Raw genomic sequence first — 17,650 nt, forward strand, 5'->3', positions numbered from 1 at the left:
CCCAAATCTCAAATCGAAAATCCTCAAGCCCCCGCATTTATCCGTGGGGTCAATCTAAAATCTCAAATCTAAAATCTCAAATCGATTGACTGCGCTTTCTCAAAAAACAAGTGGGTCAAATTAATATTTAGCCCCCTTTTTTTAATCAGCCAAAAACTGCTTGGAGAATCCAAAGTGTACTGTTTCCATAAATAAATTAGTCAGCGGTAACAGTTGGTGACATCCGCCAGTATAAAAATTCTCCTGAGAAATAGCAGCAAAACAACAACTAACTTTATCTGCTAACCTTTGAGAGTGATGCTCTACAATAACGAAATACTTCCAACATTAACTGTAGAGAGCAGCCCAAGAAGTCTTAATATTCTTCTTTCTAAGCTGTTATCCTTACGCAGGATGGAACACCTCGCAGTCGCTCGGGAACTTAAGATTAAAGAAATATCGGTGAAAGTGCAAGATTTTGCCGACATTCATGAGGAAGTAGGGGAAGGGAAATACCTGCCAGAGAGTTGTCCTGAACTAATCGAAATTGAAGGGATTATTGAAGGCATTCTTGAAGAAGAAGAGCAAGAAACTTCGTTAAAATCAATTACCAAGGTTCTTAAAGACGGAGCTTATTTGTATCAAGATTTGTACATCTTTGGTTATAAGAGACAAGCCAATGCTGACAGATTGATTATTTTATGCGAAGATGTGAGACATAGCATGGCAGCTCAGGAAAGCATGGTTCAGGCTGCCAACGAAAACACTATTAAAGTCGATTACTTAGCTGCGACTGGCGATTATATTGACAAACTTATTAATTCCCTAGGCGATGTTTTGTTAGTAACAGGAACATCGGGACACATCAAAAAAGTGAATCAAGCTGCACAGCAATTATTTGGATATACCGAGTCGGAATTAATCGGCAAATCCCTATCCCTGATTACCGCTGAGGAGGAATTGTTGCGAAAAGCCAGCCAGCTACCTCCTGCACTTAAAAGCGAATATTGGCCTCAAGTAAAAGTAGTTTGCGAAACGAAAATAGGTTTAAAGCTGATTGTCGCGTTTTCATGCTCTACTTTCGAGATAAGCATAGGAAGCCAGTATGCAGATAGCGAGGTTATACAAGATTTTGTTTATATCGGCAAAGACATTACCAAGCAACAGCGCATAAAAAATTGTCAAGAAGCACAGTATGCTGTTACTCATATCCTGTCAGAATCAAATTCTCTAGATAGCGCAACTCCGAGAATTTTGCAAGCTATTTGCCAAAGTTTTGGGTGGGATATTGGCGAACTTTGGATACCTGGAGAGGGGGATAAAGAAACTGAATTTTGTGTGGGAATAAAATCTGAAAAACAGCCGATTTGGTGCCTGCCGCTTTGCTGTCTGATCGAGGAAACTACTGGTTTGCAGCGGGTGGCAGTTTGGCAGGCAGGGGAGGAAGTTAGCAAGTTTGCTGAAAACGGCCAACAAATTACTTTGGCTGCAGGTGCGGGTTTGCCGGGATCGGTTTCCAAGAGCGGTTCTACGCAGTGGATTACTGATATTGTGGGCGATCGCAATTTCGTGCGATCGCGCTTGGCCCAGGAAGCGGGACTGCGCAGTGGATTCGGTTTCCCCATTCACGCTAGGGGCCAAGTTGTAGGAGTAATGACTTTTTTTTGCCGGGAAGAACTGCCGCCGGATGAAGATTTACTTCAGATAATAGGTGTTGTAGGTTCTCAATTAGGGGAATTTGTCAAGCGCAAATATGCCGAACAAGAGTTGCAACAAGCTGAAGCTTCAATCCGATTTTTGTACGAAGAAGAAAAACGGCAAAGTGAAGAATTAGCTCGGCAAAACTTAGCTTTAGAACAAGCCAAATTAGAATTAGAAGTAGCTAACATGGCATTGCAGCGGCTCGCTTCGGTGGACGGATTGACTCAAATTCCCAACCGCCGCTGTTTTGACAAACAATTGGAGATAGAATGGCAGTGGATGGAGCGAGAACAAGAGTCGCTGTCTTTAATTTTGTGCGATATCGATTTTTTCAAACTTTACAACGATCGTTACGGGCATCAAAGAGGCGACGAATGTTTAAAACAAGTGGCAGAGATTTTAGCTAGCAACGCTCGGCGGCCGGGAGATTTAGCCGCCCGCTACGGCGGCGAAGAATTTGCGGTAATTTTGTCGCGAACTGATGTGAAAGGAGCAATGCAGGTAGCTGAATCCATTCGCCGCGATTTGAAAGCTGCGACAATTCTTCACGCTACTTCCACGGTAAGTGAGTTTGTAACTCTCAGTATGGGGATCGCTTATGCTGTGCCTGCTGCGGGGTTATCGATTGAGGCGTTAATTGGACACGCCGACCGAGCGCTGTATCGAGCTAAACTAGAAGGGCGCGATCGTATAGTTTGCCTAGACTTGAAAAGAGAATTTCAGGGTCCGAAAGGAGTATTTTCTGATGATTGTGAGAGAAGCTAAAATCGCTGACGCACCTGCAATCGCACGGGTTAATCTAGATACTTGGCGGACAGCTTACCGAAAAATCATACCAGCAGATTACCTCGCACAGTTATCCTATGAAAAGCGAGAAAGCAATTGGCAAGAAATCCTCGCAAACGCAGAAAAAAGTAAAAATTTTGTCTGCGTTGCTGAGAATGACTCGGGACAAATTGTGGGTTTTGCTGCGGGTGGTTGCGAGCGAACGGGCAAATATGTTTATGAAGGTGAATTATTTGCTATCTATATTTTGGAAGAATATCAGCGTCAAGGAATCGGAAGGCAACTCGTGAGAACAGTTGCCACAACATTGGCAGAATTAACTTTGAATTCAATGCTGGTTTGGGTACTGGGAGACAATCCAGCCTGCAGGTTTTATGAATTTTTAGGAGGTGAAAAAGTGGAGGAACTACAGACAAGCAGAGCAGGAGTTGCACTCAAAGAAATTGCCTACGGGTGGAAGGATATCGCAGTGCTCGTGGACAGGTCAGCCTGACCTAAAAAGGGGAAGTTTTATCAATCATCGATCAAACTTCCCCTTTTCATTTGTTCCCGTTCAATTGCCTCAAACAAAGCTCGAAAATTCCCCGCCCCAAAACCTCCAGCTTGCAACTGTTTGCCGTTAACTAAAGTAACTCGGCGCTCAATCATCTCGAAAAAGAAAGTCGGTTCTGCAAAAATTGGCTGGGTAAAGATTTGCAGCAGCATCGCTGCGGGAGTATCTTCTTGCCAATCTGCCAAAACTTCAGAAGCTGCAATTGCTGGCCAATCTGCGGGCAAATAGTTTTGCCGCTGCTGCAATTCGGAGTAGTAGGTTGGAGGAACTGGCAGAAAAGGCAAACCGCGCGATCGCAAATCGGCAACAACCCCCACAATATTATCAGTTTGCAAAGCCATGTGCTGAATTCCCGGTCCCCGATTTGCACTCAAAAACTCTTGAATTTGAGAATTAGCTGATGCCGGTTCATTAATCGGGAATTGCACCCCACCTTCAGCGTGTACCATAACTTGGCTCCGCAAAGCCGAATTCTCAGTCTGAATGTCAAAATTTTGCTGCGGTTGAAAACCTAATATTTTTTGATACCAACGAACAGCACTTGACAAATCGCCAGATTCCACATTTAACACTACGTGGTCAATCAACGTAAACATCGGCAGCTTACCCGCAGCCGAGAGCAGTGAATGGTCGCCAATTCGCTCAACCAGCGTGTGGCTTAAATCTCCCCAACCACCGATTTTTGCCCGCTTTAAATAGCCTCCTTCGTTTAGGTCTTCTTGAATCGGTTCCAGGATTTTAGCGCCTTCGGCAGCCGCTCTAGCTACCGCTAATTCGATATTTTTTACCCGAAAACCCACATCGGCAATCCCGGGAGGATGAAACTTCAACCAACTAGCAGCGGGACTAGCGGAAGTTAGGGGCGAAGATAAAACAAAACATACATTACCGCTGCTGACAACTTCAGTTCGAGTGTGGCTGTTGGCATAACCTGCTGTTGATTGAAAGCCTAAGCGACTGACAAACCATTCGCGGGATATCTTAGCATTTTCAACGTAAAAGTGAATGCGATCGAACTCCATAATCAATAATTGAAAATGGAAAGTGAAAAATGGAGAATCGGCTGATTTTCAGTGGGAAACTGCCAGGGAGGAATTGAGGAATGGATATTTTTCATGTGTTTTTTGTGCGCCCGCTTAATAATAACGTAAAAATTCAATACCCTAACTCCCCCTGAAGGCAGAAATAGGTCGGCAATTAAAAGAAACCCGGTGTCTGCGATAACTTGGATTTGGCCGCGAGGTCTTGGTCAAGTGGTAAGGTTTGCCGAGGCGCACCCTACATAAATAGGTTGCGCGCAACTTCTCAAAATTAAAGATGTCATAATCTTTATGGCTTTGGGCTGACGCTGCCGAATCCCGAATGCCTTCAAATCACCCCTCAATCGCTAAAAGAACAAATGACTTTCCGGCTGAATATTAATCTCCATCGGCACAGCTTGCGGGTCAGCCGCAAGAGCAAACATAATCGCATTTGCAGCAGTTTCGGTACTCAGCATTTTTGACCGGTCTACTTTCAAACTCACATTATCCCAAAACGGAGAATCCACCCCGCCAAAATAGAATAGCGTAAACTTAATGCCGTAGCGCCGCAGCTCATCTGCCATGCACTTGCTGAAACCAACTACCCCAAACTTTGAAGCGCAATAAGCCGTTCCCATCGCCATCGAATGCTTGCCCAAAATCCCGATGACATTGCAAATGTGGCCGGATTTGCGCTCTTTCATCACATTGGCCGCTGCTTGAGACGTGTAAAAACTGCCTTTTAAGTTCAAGTCAAGCATTGCATCTAAATCAGCGGGTTCTAACTTGTTCCACTGCTTGAGAATTCCGGCACCGGCGGCGTTTATGAGGGCATCAATTTGTCCGAAATGCCCCGCCGCTTTTTGCATTAGCGTCTCGACTTGCGGTAAATCGGTGATATCTGTGGGCACGCACAGTACCTCTGTTGCTGAAAGTTCGCTAGCTAAAGCGTCTAACTTACTGCTGTCTCTGGCGGCGAGCACTAGCCTCGCACCCGCATCAGCGAGTTTGCGAGCCACTGCTGAACCGATGCCGCCAGTCGCACCCACCACAACCACAACTTTGTCTTGCATATCCCTTTACATTTCTTTACGTCCAGATTGTATGATAACTCAAGTTGCTAGTAATGGGGATGCTTATATATTTTAATTTTTAATTAATTGAGGGAAACTTGCCAGCCTTTTTCTGCTTTTTTTAGCTGGAGAGAAGCGCAGGATTGCAAAAATTTAGTAAATTTCCTACCGAGATTAAAATCTTTAATTATTTGGGTAATTTGTTTGCCGTATTGTCTGTGAAATTCGCTGCCTACATTGGAGAGAAATACAGAATTTTCAGGAGAGTTGTCGGTTAAGTCGCCAACGATTTTGACAAGAGCTCTTTCCAAGTCTTCCAGAGAATTAATATCTGTCAAGCTGGTAGGTGCTGCCTGGTGGTTATTCAGATTTTCTTGGCTAAGTATTGGGGGTGGGGGCGACAGTTTGACTTCAAAAAGAGTGACATAAGTTTGAGAAGTTTCTGAGGGTTTGTGAATGACAAAATCGGTGGGATATTTGAGAAAAATATCCCTGGTTTTAGTGCCGAGGAAATGATGGGCAACAACTTGATTTAGGACTAAACCGTAATTCTGTCTAAATAAAGATGAAATTGTAGACAGTGCAATCCACTGAGTAGAGGCGCGTTGTTGCTCTTTTTTGATTAATTCTTTTAGCTGAATAACTAATTGTTCTACGGGTGTAATTTCCGGTATGGTTACGAGGGAATGGGTTTCCACTTGTCCAGTTTGGCTGTTTAAAACTATGATTTTATCTATTTGTTTGCGGACTTGAAATACGGTTAATCCGTGGGCTTGCAGTGTGTTGCTGAGGTGAGTGAGAGCTCGATCGGACGAACAGACAAAAATCTCTTTGGCTGTGGGATAATGTACGAAAATCGAGGCGCCGACTGTAGCCATTTTTAAGTCGGCGCTGTCTTTGCCGGGGGGGACGTGAATTAGTTGATAGCCGCGCTGGTGAAATTCGGCATCTTTCTTGCCCATGCTGCGCCAGTTGGCAAAGGCAACTTTGATTTGGATGGGATAGTGGCAAATTCCCTCTAGGAATTTTTCGGTTTCGATGGTGAGTTGCAAGTTTTCGACATCTAACAGCAAAATAGCAATGCCGAGAGGAAGCGGGGCTGGTTGATTGGCTGTTGGAGTTGGAGGTTCTGAGGAAACTGAGTTTTGTGATTTAGCTGGTGCTGTTTGAGATGGGGCTAGCTGCTGAATTTTGGCCCATAATTTGCTGAATTGAGGTGAATTAACGAATTCTGGAACTAGGAGAATTTGTAGGTATTTTTTCGCTGTCAGCAGCAGGGAATCTGTATCGCTGGCTACTCTGAAACTTTTTGTCAATTTTCCAATCAAAACTGACTGAAAAGTAGGTTTTGCCCAGGGGGTGTTCCTGTATTTTTCAGCTATCCATTCGGGATGCTGTTCCTGAACGGTAATTAGTGTTTGAGCGATATAGCGACTGATGGCGCTGAATGCGGGAGATTCTTGAGTCGCAAGCTCGGAAGTTCGATCGGGCATGGCCCTCTACAATGCGGAATGCTGTTTCAATTTATCACAATTCTAGTTTCTCGCCGGGAGTCGGACGATCGCCCGCCAAATTAAACCGGCGGCTATTAATGCCAATCCTGTCAGCCAAATTTCCCTCTCCACCGAGAAAGCCAGAAACAGACAATTCCCCAAACCCACCCAAGCCAACCACTGCGGATAAAGCCTTTCGGCGGGGGAAAGTTGCAGGGCGGCGAGGTTGGTGATAGCGTAGTATATCAAAACACTAAAAGCACTGAAGGACCAAGTGGTTTTGACATCGCCGAGGAGGATTAAAAGTGCGATCGTAACTTCGACAACCACCACAGCTACGTAGGGAGTTGTCCCCTCTGGATTCAGCCGCGCCAAGACTCTTGGCATATCCCGACGCCGCCCCATCGCCAGCCAGACGCGCGACAGCCCTAAAATTAAGTTCAGCAAGACTCCCAACATAGCGGTAATTGCACCGACGGCTAGCAGTTGAGAAACTCCTGGAATTGGGAAACTGCGGGCGATGACTTCCAAGGGTGCAGTCCTGCCGCCTGGAAGTAAAGACAATTTATCTGGTTCCCCCGCGCCCGCGACAACTATTGCTACCGCCACGTAAAGCAGCATTGTCAGCCCCAAAGTTAAAATTATGGCTTTTGGAATGGTTTCCCTCGGTTCCCGCACTTCCTCGCTCATTGTGGTGATGCGGGCGTAACCGCTGTAAGCGACAAACATCAGGGCGGTGGCCTGCAGGATGGAGCCGATCGAGCTATCATTCTGTAGCGCGGGCATGGACCACCTTACCTCTGGCAAACCGACAGCAACAAACACCGCTAAGGATAGAAGTGTAACTGAGACTGTGACTGTATTGGCAATATTCGATCGCCTAATTCCTGTCAATACAATTAAAGTGAGGGCGGCGAGGGCGATTAAAGCTGTTAGGATCGGGTAAGTGCGATCGGCTATACCAACTGCATTTAAAAAATACCCCGCAAAACCTAAAGCAGCAGTAGCCGCTGAAGCCGTTTTCGCCAACAGAAACATCCAGCCGGCAGTGAAACCCAGCCAAGGATTGAGATATTTGTAGCCATATTCATAAGTACCGCCGCTAACTGGATGATTTGCCGCTAATTGAGCGCTGTTAAGGCCATTGCAAACAGCAACAAAAGCTGCAATACATACAGCTAAAATCACTCCCGGCCCAGCAACTTCAGCAGCAATGCCGATACTCACAAATACTCCGGTACCGATGATTGAGCCCAGGCCCATGAGAGTTGCGCCAAAAACACCTAACTCTCGCTTAAGAAGCGGTGAAGACATAAATATAGCGGTTTTCTATTCAGTGCCATACTGATATTAGGTTAGATCTAGCAATATTTGCAATGATTCCGGCCGGGGCCTAAACCGCCGCCTCAAAAATCAAGTCCCCAGCTAGGAGGACTGAAATATTTATTGAGAATGTTGCCAAATCTGAGTCAACACTAATATCAATTCCGGTGGCATTGGAATGATTAAACCACAGAGTACGCTCCAGAACGCAGAGGAAGAGAAGAGAGAGATGAATAATTCCGATGAAGGGCGGATTTGATATAATTCAAATACTATTACTATTTCCTAGTGTTCTTAAGAGGACTTTAACTGTGAGACAGGGACTTAATTCTGTCGGAATATAGCGGCTGATAATTTCGCACGGTTCGGCGGGCGATTTACACCGCAGGTAGGGTCTCCTTTATAAAAAAGCTAGGGAAGTGCGATCGCCACTTGATAATTCTTACCATCTTTTTTAACTTTAAAAGTTTGGCATGACTGCAAAAAATTAATTACCTTGCTGCCCAAATTCAGCGATTGCAGTTTTTTAGTAATTGGTTGATTGTATAACTTATTAAATTCGCTGGCAACCTGGTTAATCGGGATATAACTACCTGGAGAGTGAGCAGTTAATCCTGTGATAATTTTGACTAGAGATGCTTCCAGGGTAGCAGAGGAATGAGTTTTTGAAGTGGAGGATTTTTGGGCGCGCGCCACTTGATGTTCCTGACCGATTAATTTTACTTGAAAAACCCCAGATTCCGACTGCAAATATTTGAGTAAACTGGATTTTTTGCCCAAAAAATTTTTCGCAACAGAATCAGCATGAGATTGATACTTAACCAAAAAATATTCCTTGATTTTGACCACAGGAATAGCATCCTGTTTTAACTCAATTTTTGCAGCTTCAATTATTTCTACAAGTATAGTTTTAAAAACATCCAGCGACTCAATAGCATTTGAATTGAGACCAGGCATTATTTCGGGCAAATTTTGCTCCGCAACATTTTGATGGACAGCAAAGGTAGCCAAAGATGCTTCAAGCACCGGGGTAACTTCGTTTTGTGCTGACTCCGACAGTGCAGCAGGGGAAGTTGTAGAAGGGAAAACAACAGTCCGGCGCTCTTGAAAAAGCTCAGCCAGACTAGAAAAACGAGCGATTCGCTCATCAATAGATTTGTGTTCAGCCTTCAACAACTCTGCAACTTGATTAGCCAATTCTTCAAAACTAGGGATTTCCATTTCCCTCTCACAAGAATAGTGATGAGTATCACCAGTCAGAGGATTTTCAACAGACAAAACCGAATTTTGCCGGCGCACCCGAAACACAGTCAATCCCTGATTTTGCAACTGATTGCAAAGATGATTTAACAAACCATCCGAAGAACAGACAAAAACTTGTCGCACATCCCGATATCGATATAAAATAGCAGCGCCAAAAGCAATCATCTTACCATCAGCACTATTAGCACCGCCCGGAACGTGAATTAGTTCGTAACCGCGATCGTAAAGTTCAGCATCTAGCTTGCCCCCTAGGGGGTTTTTCCAGTTAGCAAAAGCAATCTTAACTTGCAGGGGATAGCTGCACAGACTGGCTAAAAACTTTTCCGTATTAATGTCTAGTTTCAAGTTTTCTGCATCTAGCAATAAAATCGCAATTCCCCGATCGCACTCTGCGCTTGTTTCTGGGGCGATCGCACTTTCGGTGCAGCCACTGTTAGACGGCGGCAAAGGCTCAAACAATTGTTGGCGGCGAGCTTGGGACGGATAAAACTGCCGGCGCGGGGAACGACGGCTGTTGCGAAATCGATCGGGGGAGCGTCGGGTATTTTTCATTAACTGACGATCGTAGCCTAACTTAGGGTGGTCGATCGGCTCATAATAACAACAGAACGTTAACAATTCTTAAAAAAAATGGCAAGAGACTTGCGGGGATTCCTAAAACTACTCGAAGAACGGGGACAACTGCGCCGGATTAGCGCCTTAGTCGATTCCGACCTCGAAATTGCCGAAATTTCCAACCAAATGCTGCAAAAAGGCGGTCCTGGACTGCTGTTTGAAAACGTCAAAGGGGCCGAATTCCCCGTCGCCATCAACCTCTTGGGTACGGAAGAGCGCGTTTGCTGGGCGATGAACATGGAAAAGCCTCACGAACTAGAAGAGCTCGGCAAAAAACTGGGAATGCTGCAACAGCCAAAACCGCCGAAAAAGATTTCCCAAGCGATAGAATTCGGCAAAGTCCTGTTCGACGTAGTGAAAGCCAAACCCGGCCGCGACTTTTTCCCAGCTTGTCAGCAAGTAGTATTTGAGGGAGAAGGGCTGGATTTGAACAAAATCCCGATGATTCGCCCTTATCCGGGAGATGCGGGCAAAATTATCACCCTGGGTTTGGTAATTACCAAGGATTGCGAAACGGGCACGCCGAATGTGGGGGTTTATCGGTTGCAGTTGCAGTCAAAAAATACGATGACTGTACACTGGTTATCGGTGCGGGGCGGGGCGCGGCACTTGCGGAAAGCGGCGCAGGCTGGTAAAAAGTTGGAAGTTGCGATCGCCCTTGGAGTTGACCCCCTGATTATTCTCGCCGCAGCAACCCCAATTCCTGTAGATTTATCGGAATGGTTATTTGCGGGACTTTACGGCGGTTCCGGCGTGCAATTGGCGAAGTGCAAAACGGTAGATTTGGAAGTACCGGCGGACTCGGAAATTGTGTTAGAAGGAACGATTACCCCGGGGGAAGTTCTGCCCGACGGGCCCTTCGGCGATCACATGGGTTATTACGGGGGCGTGGAAGATTCGCCGCTGGTGCGATTCCACTGCATGACGCACCGCAAAGACCCGATTTATCTGACCACATTTAGCGGGCGGCCGCCGAAAGAAGAAGCAATGATGGCGATCGCGCTTAACCGTATTTATACGCCTATTTTGCGACAGCAAGTATCGGAAATTGTCGATTTTTTCTTACCGATGGAAGCGCTGAGTTATAAAGCGGCAATTATCTCGATTGATAAAGCATATCCCGGTCAAGCGCGCCGGGCTGCTTTAGCATTTTGGAGTGCATTACCGCAGTTTACTTACACTAAGTTTGTGATTGTTGTCGATAAAAGTATCAACATTCGCGACCCGCGTCAAGTAGTTTGGGCAATTAGTTCTAAAGTCGATCCGGTTCGGGATGTATTTATTCTGCCGAATACGCCTTTTGATACGTTAGATTTTGCCAGTGAAAAGATTGGTTTGGGAGGCAGAATGGGGATTGATGCGACTACGAAGATGCCGCCGGAAACGGATCACGAATGGGGGGAAGTTTTGGAGTCCGATCCGGATGTGGCGGCGATGGTAAAAAGGCGTTGGGCTGAGTACGGTTTGGCCGATTTGAATTTGGGAGAAGTCGATCCGAATTTGTTTGGATATGAGATGAAGTAGGGGAATCAACCGTAAAATCTGAGATATCGTCCATCCTCGATCGACCTGTAGGGGCGGGTTCACCAACCATTTATGACACAGATAGACAATCTCAAAAACCCGCCCCCACCCAACGAAAAATCTCAACTTACCTCTTTTTAATGCGATCGAGTGCGATCGAGACTTATGCACTCAGACAAAGAAACCGGGTTTTTATCGAGTCTTTGCACTCTAAGGAAGTATTCTCGAAAAAACCCGGTTTCTGGGTTCCTATGCGTAAGTTATATTATATCCTAAAGTTTGTGCCACAATTGAGGAACGAAGGATTAATCCCACTCACGAACAAGCCCAAGCCTGTCTGCGCGTTTGCCAGATGTTCTCTAGCTACTACCGAGATATTCAACTATTCCGTTTTGACCCAGAAAGTCGCGAAGTTTACATTTTCGTAAGCGAGGAATTGCAAATTATGGTCTTCCCATCAGGCAACTGGAGTTTTTTAGATGAAACCTAATTTTAAACAAATGAGCGTTCCTGAACTCAGGAAATACGTGCTAACACATCGGGAGGATATGGAAGCTATCCGGGCATTATTTCATCATCCGAGTCTGAAATACCAAGAAATGCCTCCTTTAGTGACTGGAGATGGTATGCCAATTGCGGAAAATATTCGCATCGCTGAGGAAGCAATTAAGAAAAGAGTTGAAATCGATCGCGAAAAACAACAACAACGGGAAAAAGCACAGGAGGATGGATTACGCCAAAAATTAGAACTGGAAATTGAGCAAAAACTTAGAGCAAAAATTGAATTAGAAGTGGAACAGAAGTTGCAGGAAAACTTAGAAAAAGAAATTGAGGCTCTGATAAGTGCGATCGCCCAATTTTTAGCAGCAACTAGCGGGTTTTCATCAAAACTGGCAGGGTCGATCGCACTTTTGGCAATTCAGCAAGGGATTGAGGATTTTGGCGATTTTGATAAGCGATGGAATTGAGTGCGATCGGGACTTATGCGCTTCGTCAGAGAAACCGGGTTTTTTGCCGAGTGTGCGGGCTGTAACGAAGTATTCTGGAAAAAACCCGGTTTCTGGGCCCCATGCGTAAGTCCTGTTTAAACAACAGCTACTCCGTCTCCCGAAGTTGCTGAAGCCTTGCTTGCGTTGTTGGATGCTGGGAAAGTTGCGAGTCTTGACCCGCTGACATCGCCTCCCAGAGAAAATAAATGAAATTGCTCCAAGCGGTTTGGGTGTTGGGATGATTCTCTCCCAATTGGTTAAACAAGATTTCTAATGCTCCCAGGTAAAGCGATTCCGCCTCCGAGTAGCGCTCCATTGCACGGTATAGCTCTGCCAGATTGTTCAAACTCAATGCCGTATCGGGATGGTCAGCTCCGAGCTCTTGCTCCCTGATCGAGAGCGATCGCACATACAGGGGTTCTGCTTCCGGGTAGCGTCCCATTGCATAGTACAGCCCTGCCAGATTGTTCAAACTCATAGCCGTATCGGGATGGTCGGCTCCGAGCTGTTGCTCGCAGATCGAGAGCGATCGCACATACGAGGGTTCTGCTTCCGGGTAGCGTCCCATTGCATAGTACAGCCCTGCCAGATTGTTCAAACCCAATGCCGTATAGGGATGGTCGGCTCCGAGCTGTTGCTCGTAGATCGAGAGCGATCGCACATACAAGGGTTCCGCCTCCTGGTAACGTCCCATTGCACTGTATAGTTGTGCCAGATTGTTCAGACTCGTTGCCGTATCGGGATGTTCTGCTCCGAGCTTTTGCTCTCTGATCGCAAGCGATCGCACATACAAGGGTTCCGCCTCCGGGTAGCGACCCATTGCATGGTACAGCAATGCCTGATTGTTCAAACTCAGAGCTGTATCGGGATGTTCCGCTCCGAGCTGCTGCTCCCTGATGGCGAGCGATCGCACATAAAAGGGTTCCGCCTCCGGGTAGCGTCCCATCGCACGGTATAGCTCTGCCAGATTGTTCAAAGTCGCAGCCGTATTGGGATGGTCGGCTCCGAGCTGCTGCTCGTCAATAGAGAGTGAGCGCAGATACAAGGGTTCCGCCTCTGGGTAGCGACCCATTGCATAGTACAGCACTGCCAGATTGTTCAAACTCATTGCCGTATCGGGATGGTCGGCTCCGAGCTGCTGCTCGTCAATAGAGAGTGAGCGCAGATACAAGGGTTCCGCCTCTGGGTAGCGACCCATTGCACGGTATAGCAATGCCAGATTGTTCAAACTGCTTGCCGTATCGGGATGTTCGGCTCCGCAGCGTTTCTCTGTCATCTGGAGGCAAGCTTTCGACCACTTCTGGGCCTCTGCCCACAAACTCTGTCCCTGGGCAACCCGCGCTAAGCCTATGGAAGACCACGTAGCATCACTATCTTCCAGCAAATGCGACCATTGCTCCGCCACCACTTCCAAATGGGGCAGCGCCTCCTTCACCCGTTCCTGCACCTCCAGCGTCACAGTCTGCGGAATCGTCTTCGCCACCGCTGTCAGCACCACTGCAAAGTTGCTCCGCAAAATCTCAGCATCGGCGTGTCCCTGCAATTTGACTGCAAAAAACTCCCGAATCAAAGCATGAAGTTGATAGCGTGGCTGCACCAGCCCCGATTGAGCCGAATCTGAGATTTCATCCTCCACCAGCGACAGCAAACTCTGTTCCAGCAGTTCGTAATCCCGACAATCTTCCAAATCCTCCTCATCCCAATCCGGCAAACACTCGGCTACCAACTCCCAAGGAATCGGAGCCTGAGCAAACACGCTCAGCAGACACCCCAGCGTCCGCGCCGGAGGGTTCAACTCCGCCCAACTCAACTCAAAAGCTGCCGCCACTCCGCGCCTAGCCGTCATCCCAGCTTCCGCCTCCCGCAAGGCCCGCGCCTCCAATCGCTGACTCTGCAACCGTTGCAGCATTTCTGCCAAGGACAGCGCCCGCTTGCTCCGTAGATAGCGCCCTACCAGTTCGATGCCCAAAGGCAAATAATCTAACCACTGACAAAGCGCTTGAGCATCTTCAAGCTGGGCATCAATCCGTCCCAGCCCGTTTCCCGGCAAATCCCCAGCCGTCAGCCGCAGCAAGTTTAGCGCCGCCTCTGGTTTCAACACTTTTAACGGCAAACACCCCACAGGCGGCGGCACAAATTGTCGCGCTGTCAGCAACACCTTAAAGCGGGGATTTCTCGGGAGCAACGGCAGCAACGCTCGGTAATCCTTGACATCATCCAATACCAGCAGAGCATTGCCAGAGGTTTGTTTTGCCCACTCTTCGTAGCAAAACTGCAACCGTTCCTCCAGATTGTCGAGAGTATCCGGCGGCTCAATTCCCATTCGCAGCGCTTTCTGCAACACCTGCCGTGCTAAATCGTTGTCCCGGACAAACAGCCACCAAATCCCTGCTGGATAGGTGTTGCAGTCGCGGTGAAAAGTTGCATACTGCCATGCCAATTCTGTCTTGCCGATGCCGCCCATTCCCGACGCAGCGGCAATGGCAACGCGGCTCCTATCCTGCAACAATCCGTGCAAGTCCTGCATTTCCTCATCCCGTCCGACAAAGTTTTTTGAACCGAGTTCCGAGGGAATATCGTATAGTTGGTAAAAACTTGTGAAACCTGGATTAGGTGTTTTTCGCTCCAGGTCTAGGACTTTTTTGCTAATACTTTAGCCCACTTCCGAAACGTTGGGAAATGCCGCTGTAAAAAATTCTCTGTATCCAATTCAGCCTCGTAGGAAATTCCCACAAACGGTGGAATGCTTGAAATTACGCCTTTAAGTTTTGCGGCCGCTGTCGCTCCCGGTTGGTTTAGCTTGTCTCGAATCTCCTGCAAAATCTGAATTACCTGATCGGGATACTGTCGCTGCACTTCAATTTGCCCAACTTCTTCGACTATCTCGGCAACAATAATCTCAGCCTCATGTTCGGGAATTTCCACCGTTTTCGTTTGCCGAGCGAGAACCTGCCAATTCTCCTCTTCCTGCTCCCGAATCTCCTTGCGTAGCTCTCGGATTTGCTGTTTAATTCGGATCTTTTCTTCTTGCGGTGCTAAATTTAGAGCCTTCTGCTTGCCCACTAATTGCTCTTGCAGCAATTCCAAGTTTTCTTCCATGTCAGACAGACGATCGATCGGCATTGATATAACTCCGGCAGACTGAACAACTCCTGACTCTAGTCTACATCCGGAAAATTCCAATATCCGCATTAATACGATCGAACTGATATCTTGCATTTGTTGCCCGATTCCGGCAGGGGTTGAAACCCCTGCCTCAAAGCGAAAGTCCACTTAAGTGGACTGAAGAAAGGATTGATTAAAAATTTAAAAAAAAGGATGGAAGCGGAGATCGATCGCCTTTTCAGTCGTCTTTAGACGACTTGAGCTTTGAGGCGGGGGTTTCAACCCCCGACGGACTGTTGCAAGAAGTGCAAAAACTAAATCACAAATTAGTTCAATGTTCCAAAACCTCAACCAAATCTTCGATCATCAAATCGAAGACAGCAGCAAGTTTCTGCAAAGCCGTATAGTCCACCGTTGCCAGTTTAGGAGCTTGTGCATAATTTTTGACTGTGCTGTAGGGAATGCCCGTTCTGTCAGAGACTTCTTTGAGCGTCCAACCCTTTTCCTGGGCTAGTTCTCGAACCCGCAACCGAATTAATCCCATCTTCCCGCTGACAAATCAGTTTACTGTTCCAAAATCTCAACCAAATCTTCGATCGCAATATCGAACGCACGGGCCATCTTGTCCAAAGCTGTGTAGTCAACGGTAGCCATGCCTGGAGAATTGGCATAGGTAATGATCGTGGTGTATGGAATACCTGTTCTTTTGGATACTTCTGTCAGATTCCAACCCTTCTCTTGAGCAAATTCCCGAACTCGCAGTCTAATTCGTCCCATATTCCCAACGATAAATCAGCTTACTCTTCCAAAATCTCAACTAAATCTTCGATCGCAATATCGAACGCACGGGCTATCTTGTCCAAAGCTGTGTAATCTACAGTTGCCATACCTGGAGAATTAGCATAGGTGGCGATCGTGGTGTATGGAACACCTGTTCTGTTGGAGACTTCCCTGAGAGTCCAACCCTTTTCTTGAGCAAATTCTCGAACTCGCAGCCTAATTCGTCCCATATTCCCAACGATAAATCAGCCTACTCTTCCAAAATCTCAACTAAATCTTCGATCGCAATATCAAACACGCGAGCCATTTTGTTTAAAGCTGTGTAATCTACCGTTGCCAGCTTGGGAGAATGGGCATAGCTTCTAACCGTACTGTAAGGAATGCCCGATCGCTCAGAAACTTCTTTAAGCGTCCAACCCTTTTCCTCAGCTAGTTCTCGAACCCGCAACCGAATTAGACCCATCTTCCCGCTGACAAATTAGTTCAATGTTCCAAAACCTCAACCAAATCTTCGATCATCAAATCGAAAACAGCAGCAAGTTTCTGCAAAGCCGTGTAGTCCACTGTTGCCAGTTTAGGAGCATGGGCATAATTTTTGACCGTGCTGTAGGGAATGCCCGTTCTCTCGGAAACTTCTTTCAGCGTCCAACCCTTTTCCTCAGCTAGTTCTCGAACTCGCAACCTAATTAACCCCATTTATGCTTGACATAAGCTACGTCTTTGGCTTTTAATAGTTAAATACAGCGATCGCCCTTGATTTCTGAGGTCGCAGGGCGATCGCCTTTCATTCACCACCCACAAACGTGGGAAGGATTTTCCTATGATACCAAAACAACCGACATATCGCGATCGACTTCAACCTTGGCATCTAATTCGCCACCTCCCCAAATGTCAGCGGTTAACAGTCGCCCGTTTCGCCCGCCGCCGCGATGCCGAATCTTACTTGAACGCGCTGCGCCGCTTAATGCCCGCAGTCCCGCATACAATTGTGTTCGTAAATGCGGTGTCTGTGTTGGATGAAAACAGCGTTCCAATTCAAACACAATTGCCGATCGAAGTTTAATGCGATCGAACTGATATCTTGCATTTGTTGCCAGATTCCGGCGGGGGTTTAAACCCCCGACCGACTAATGTTGCTAAACTTTAAAAAGAACATTTACTTAAAGACATTATCGCGATTGCAATTCTAGCTATCATCAGTGGTGCAGACGGATGGGTGCAATAGAATCCTATGGTAATGCCAAATATGAATGGTTGAGAAAATTTCTATAATTACCGAATGGTATACCATCTCATGACACATTTAGTCGGGTATTTGCCAGAATTGAACCGCACCACTTTCAAGAATGTTTTTTGAGTTGGGTAAATGCGATAGTCGGGGAATTAGAACTAAACGCGATCGCCATTGATGGCAAAACAATGAAACAATCTTATGACCAAGAAT

The 17,650-nt window shown here is 46.7% G+C and carries 18 protein-coding genes and 1 pseudogene; 7 read left to right on the forward strand and 12 right to left on the reverse strand.

Translation table 11 applies throughout. The features are described from left to right. Positions 1–393: 393 nt before the first annotated feature. Together QUB56_RS26385 and QUB56_RS26390 are read left to right on the forward strand one after the other, a co-directional pair. Complete coding sequence (locus tag QUB56_RS26385; RefSeq protein WP_332959196.1) at positions 394–2,445, forward strand: diguanylate cyclase domain-containing protein; 2,052 nt, start codon at positions 394–396, stop codon at positions 2,443–2,445. Further along, a complete protein-coding gene (locus tag QUB56_RS26390; RefSeq protein WP_332959197.1) occupies positions 2,426–2,959 on the forward strand; it encodes a GNAT family N-acetyltransferase in 534 nt (177 codons plus the stop codon). Before QUB56_RS26385 ends, QUB56_RS26390 begins: the two co-directional genes overlap by 20 nt. A gap of 20 nt (positions 2,960–2,979) precedes the next feature. Here QUB56_RS26390 and hppD read toward each other — a convergent pair whose 3' ends face one another. The 5 genes from hppD to QUB56_RS26415 all read right to left on the reverse strand — a co-directional run bounded on the left by hppD (position 2,980) and on the right by QUB56_RS26415 (position 9,745). Next, entirely contained in the window at positions 2,980–4,041 is a 1,062-nt protein-coding gene (gene hppD / locus QUB56_RS26395; RefSeq protein WP_332959199.1) for a 4-hydroxyphenylpyruvate dioxygenase, read from the reverse strand. 365 nt (positions 4,042–4,406) lie between these two features. Beyond that, positions 4,407–5,114, reverse strand: a complete 708-nt coding sequence (locus QUB56_RS26400) for an SDR family oxidoreductase (RefSeq protein ID WP_332959201.1) — start codon at positions 5,112–5,114, stop codon at positions 4,407–4,409. 83 nt (positions 5,115–5,197) lie between these two features. Beyond that, complete coding sequence (locus tag QUB56_RS26405; protein ID WP_332959202.1) at positions 5,198–6,607, reverse strand: NYN domain-containing protein; 1,410 nt, start codon at positions 6,605–6,607, stop codon at positions 5,198–5,200. Positions 6,608–6,649: 42 nt separating this feature from the next. Beyond that, positions 6,650–7,921, reverse strand: coding sequence for an APC family permease (locus QUB56_RS26410; RefSeq protein ID WP_332959203.1), 1,272 nt, complete (start codon positions 7,919–7,921; stop codon positions 6,650–6,652). A 420-nt stretch (positions 7,922–8,341) separates the two neighbouring features. Continuing rightward, positions 8,342–9,745: an NYN domain-containing protein gene (locus QUB56_RS26415; protein ID WP_332959204.1), complete on the reverse strand. Its 1,404-nt coding sequence runs from the start codon at positions 9,743–9,745 to the stop codon at positions 8,342–8,344. A gap of 78 nt (positions 9,746–9,823) precedes the next feature. On the opposite strand from QUB56_RS26415, the gene QUB56_RS26420 reads away from it, so the two are divergent. The 3 genes from QUB56_RS26420 to QUB56_RS26425 all read left to right on the forward strand — a co-directional run bounded on the left by QUB56_RS26420 (position 9,824) and on the right by QUB56_RS26425 (position 12,300). Beyond that, positions 9,824–11,332: a UbiD family decarboxylase gene (locus QUB56_RS26420; RefSeq protein ID WP_332959205.1), complete on the forward strand. Its 1,509-nt coding sequence runs from the start codon at positions 9,824–9,826 to the stop codon at positions 11,330–11,332. A 304-nt stretch (positions 11,333–11,636) separates the two neighbouring features. Then, positions 11,637–11,822 (forward strand): DUF6888 family protein, encoded by a 186-nt coding sequence (locus tag QUB56_RS37405; RefSeq protein ID WP_445243400.1) that lies wholly within the window; start codon positions 11,637–11,639, stop codon positions 11,820–11,822. 10 nt (positions 11,823–11,832) lie between these two features. Further along, positions 11,833–12,300: a DUF6887 family protein gene (locus QUB56_RS26425; protein ID WP_332959206.1), complete on the forward strand. Its 468-nt coding sequence runs from the start codon at positions 11,833–11,835 to the stop codon at positions 12,298–12,300. Between the two features lie 127 nt (positions 12,301–12,427). On the opposite strand, the gene QUB56_RS26430 is transcribed toward QUB56_RS26425, so the two are convergent. From QUB56_RS26430 to QUB56_RS26460, 7 genes are all read right to left on the reverse strand, one after another. Further along, complete coding sequence (locus QUB56_RS26430; protein WP_332959207.1) at positions 12,428–14,848, reverse strand: tetratricopeptide repeat protein; 2,421 nt, start codon at positions 14,846–14,848, stop codon at positions 12,428–12,430. A gap of 104 nt (positions 14,849–14,952) precedes the next feature. Beyond that, entirely contained in the window at positions 14,953–15,594 is a 642-nt protein-coding gene (locus QUB56_RS26435) for a hypothetical protein (RefSeq protein ID WP_332959208.1), read from the reverse strand. A 163-nt stretch (positions 15,595–15,757) separates the two neighbouring features. Further along, the gene (locus QUB56_RS26440; protein WP_332959210.1) at positions 15,758–15,970 is read right to left on the reverse strand and encodes a helix-turn-helix transcriptional regulator; all 213 of its coding nucleotides are present in this window, start codon (positions 15,968–15,970) and stop codon (positions 15,758–15,760) included. Between the two features lie 20 nt (positions 15,971–15,990). Further along, positions 15,991–16,203 carry a helix-turn-helix domain-containing protein gene (locus tag QUB56_RS26445; protein WP_096831645.1) on the reverse strand — a complete coding sequence of 71 codons (213 nt, stop codon included), beginning with the start codon at positions 16,201–16,203 and terminating at the stop codon, positions 15,991–15,993. 20 nt (positions 16,204–16,223) lie between these two features. Further along, positions 16,224–16,436: a helix-turn-helix transcriptional regulator gene (locus QUB56_RS26450; RefSeq protein ID WP_332959211.1), complete on the reverse strand. Its 213-nt coding sequence runs from the start codon at positions 16,434–16,436 to the stop codon at positions 16,224–16,226. A gap of 20 nt (positions 16,437–16,456) precedes the next feature. Next, the gene (locus QUB56_RS26455; protein WP_006635455.1) at positions 16,457–16,669 is read right to left on the reverse strand and encodes a helix-turn-helix domain-containing protein; all 213 of its coding nucleotides are present in this window, start codon (positions 16,667–16,669) and stop codon (positions 16,457–16,459) included. Positions 16,670–16,689: 20 nt separating this feature from the next. After that, positions 16,690–16,902, reverse strand: coding sequence for a helix-turn-helix transcriptional regulator (locus tag QUB56_RS26460; protein WP_332959212.1), 213 nt, complete (start codon positions 16,900–16,902; stop codon positions 16,690–16,692). Between the two features lie 124 nt (positions 16,903–17,026). Here QUB56_RS26460 and QUB56_RS26465 point away from each other — a divergent pair, with 124 nt between their 5' ends. Both QUB56_RS26465 and QUB56_RS26470 read left to right on the forward strand, forming a co-directional pair. Next, a complete protein-coding gene (locus QUB56_RS26465; RefSeq protein ID WP_332959213.1) occupies positions 17,027–17,269 on the forward strand; it encodes a hypothetical protein in 243 nt (80 codons plus the stop codon). Positions 17,270–17,353: 84 nt separating this feature from the next. Further along, positions 17,354–17,643: pseudogene (locus QUB56_RS26470) on the forward strand (ISAs1 family transposase); the annotation flags it as partial. Positions 17,644–17,650 lie beyond the last annotated feature (7 nt).

The organism is Microcoleus sp. AR_TQ3_B6, assembly GCF_036702785.1.
Classification (GTDB): Bacteria; Cyanobacteriota; Cyanobacteriia; order Cyanobacteriales; family Microcoleaceae; genus Microcoleus.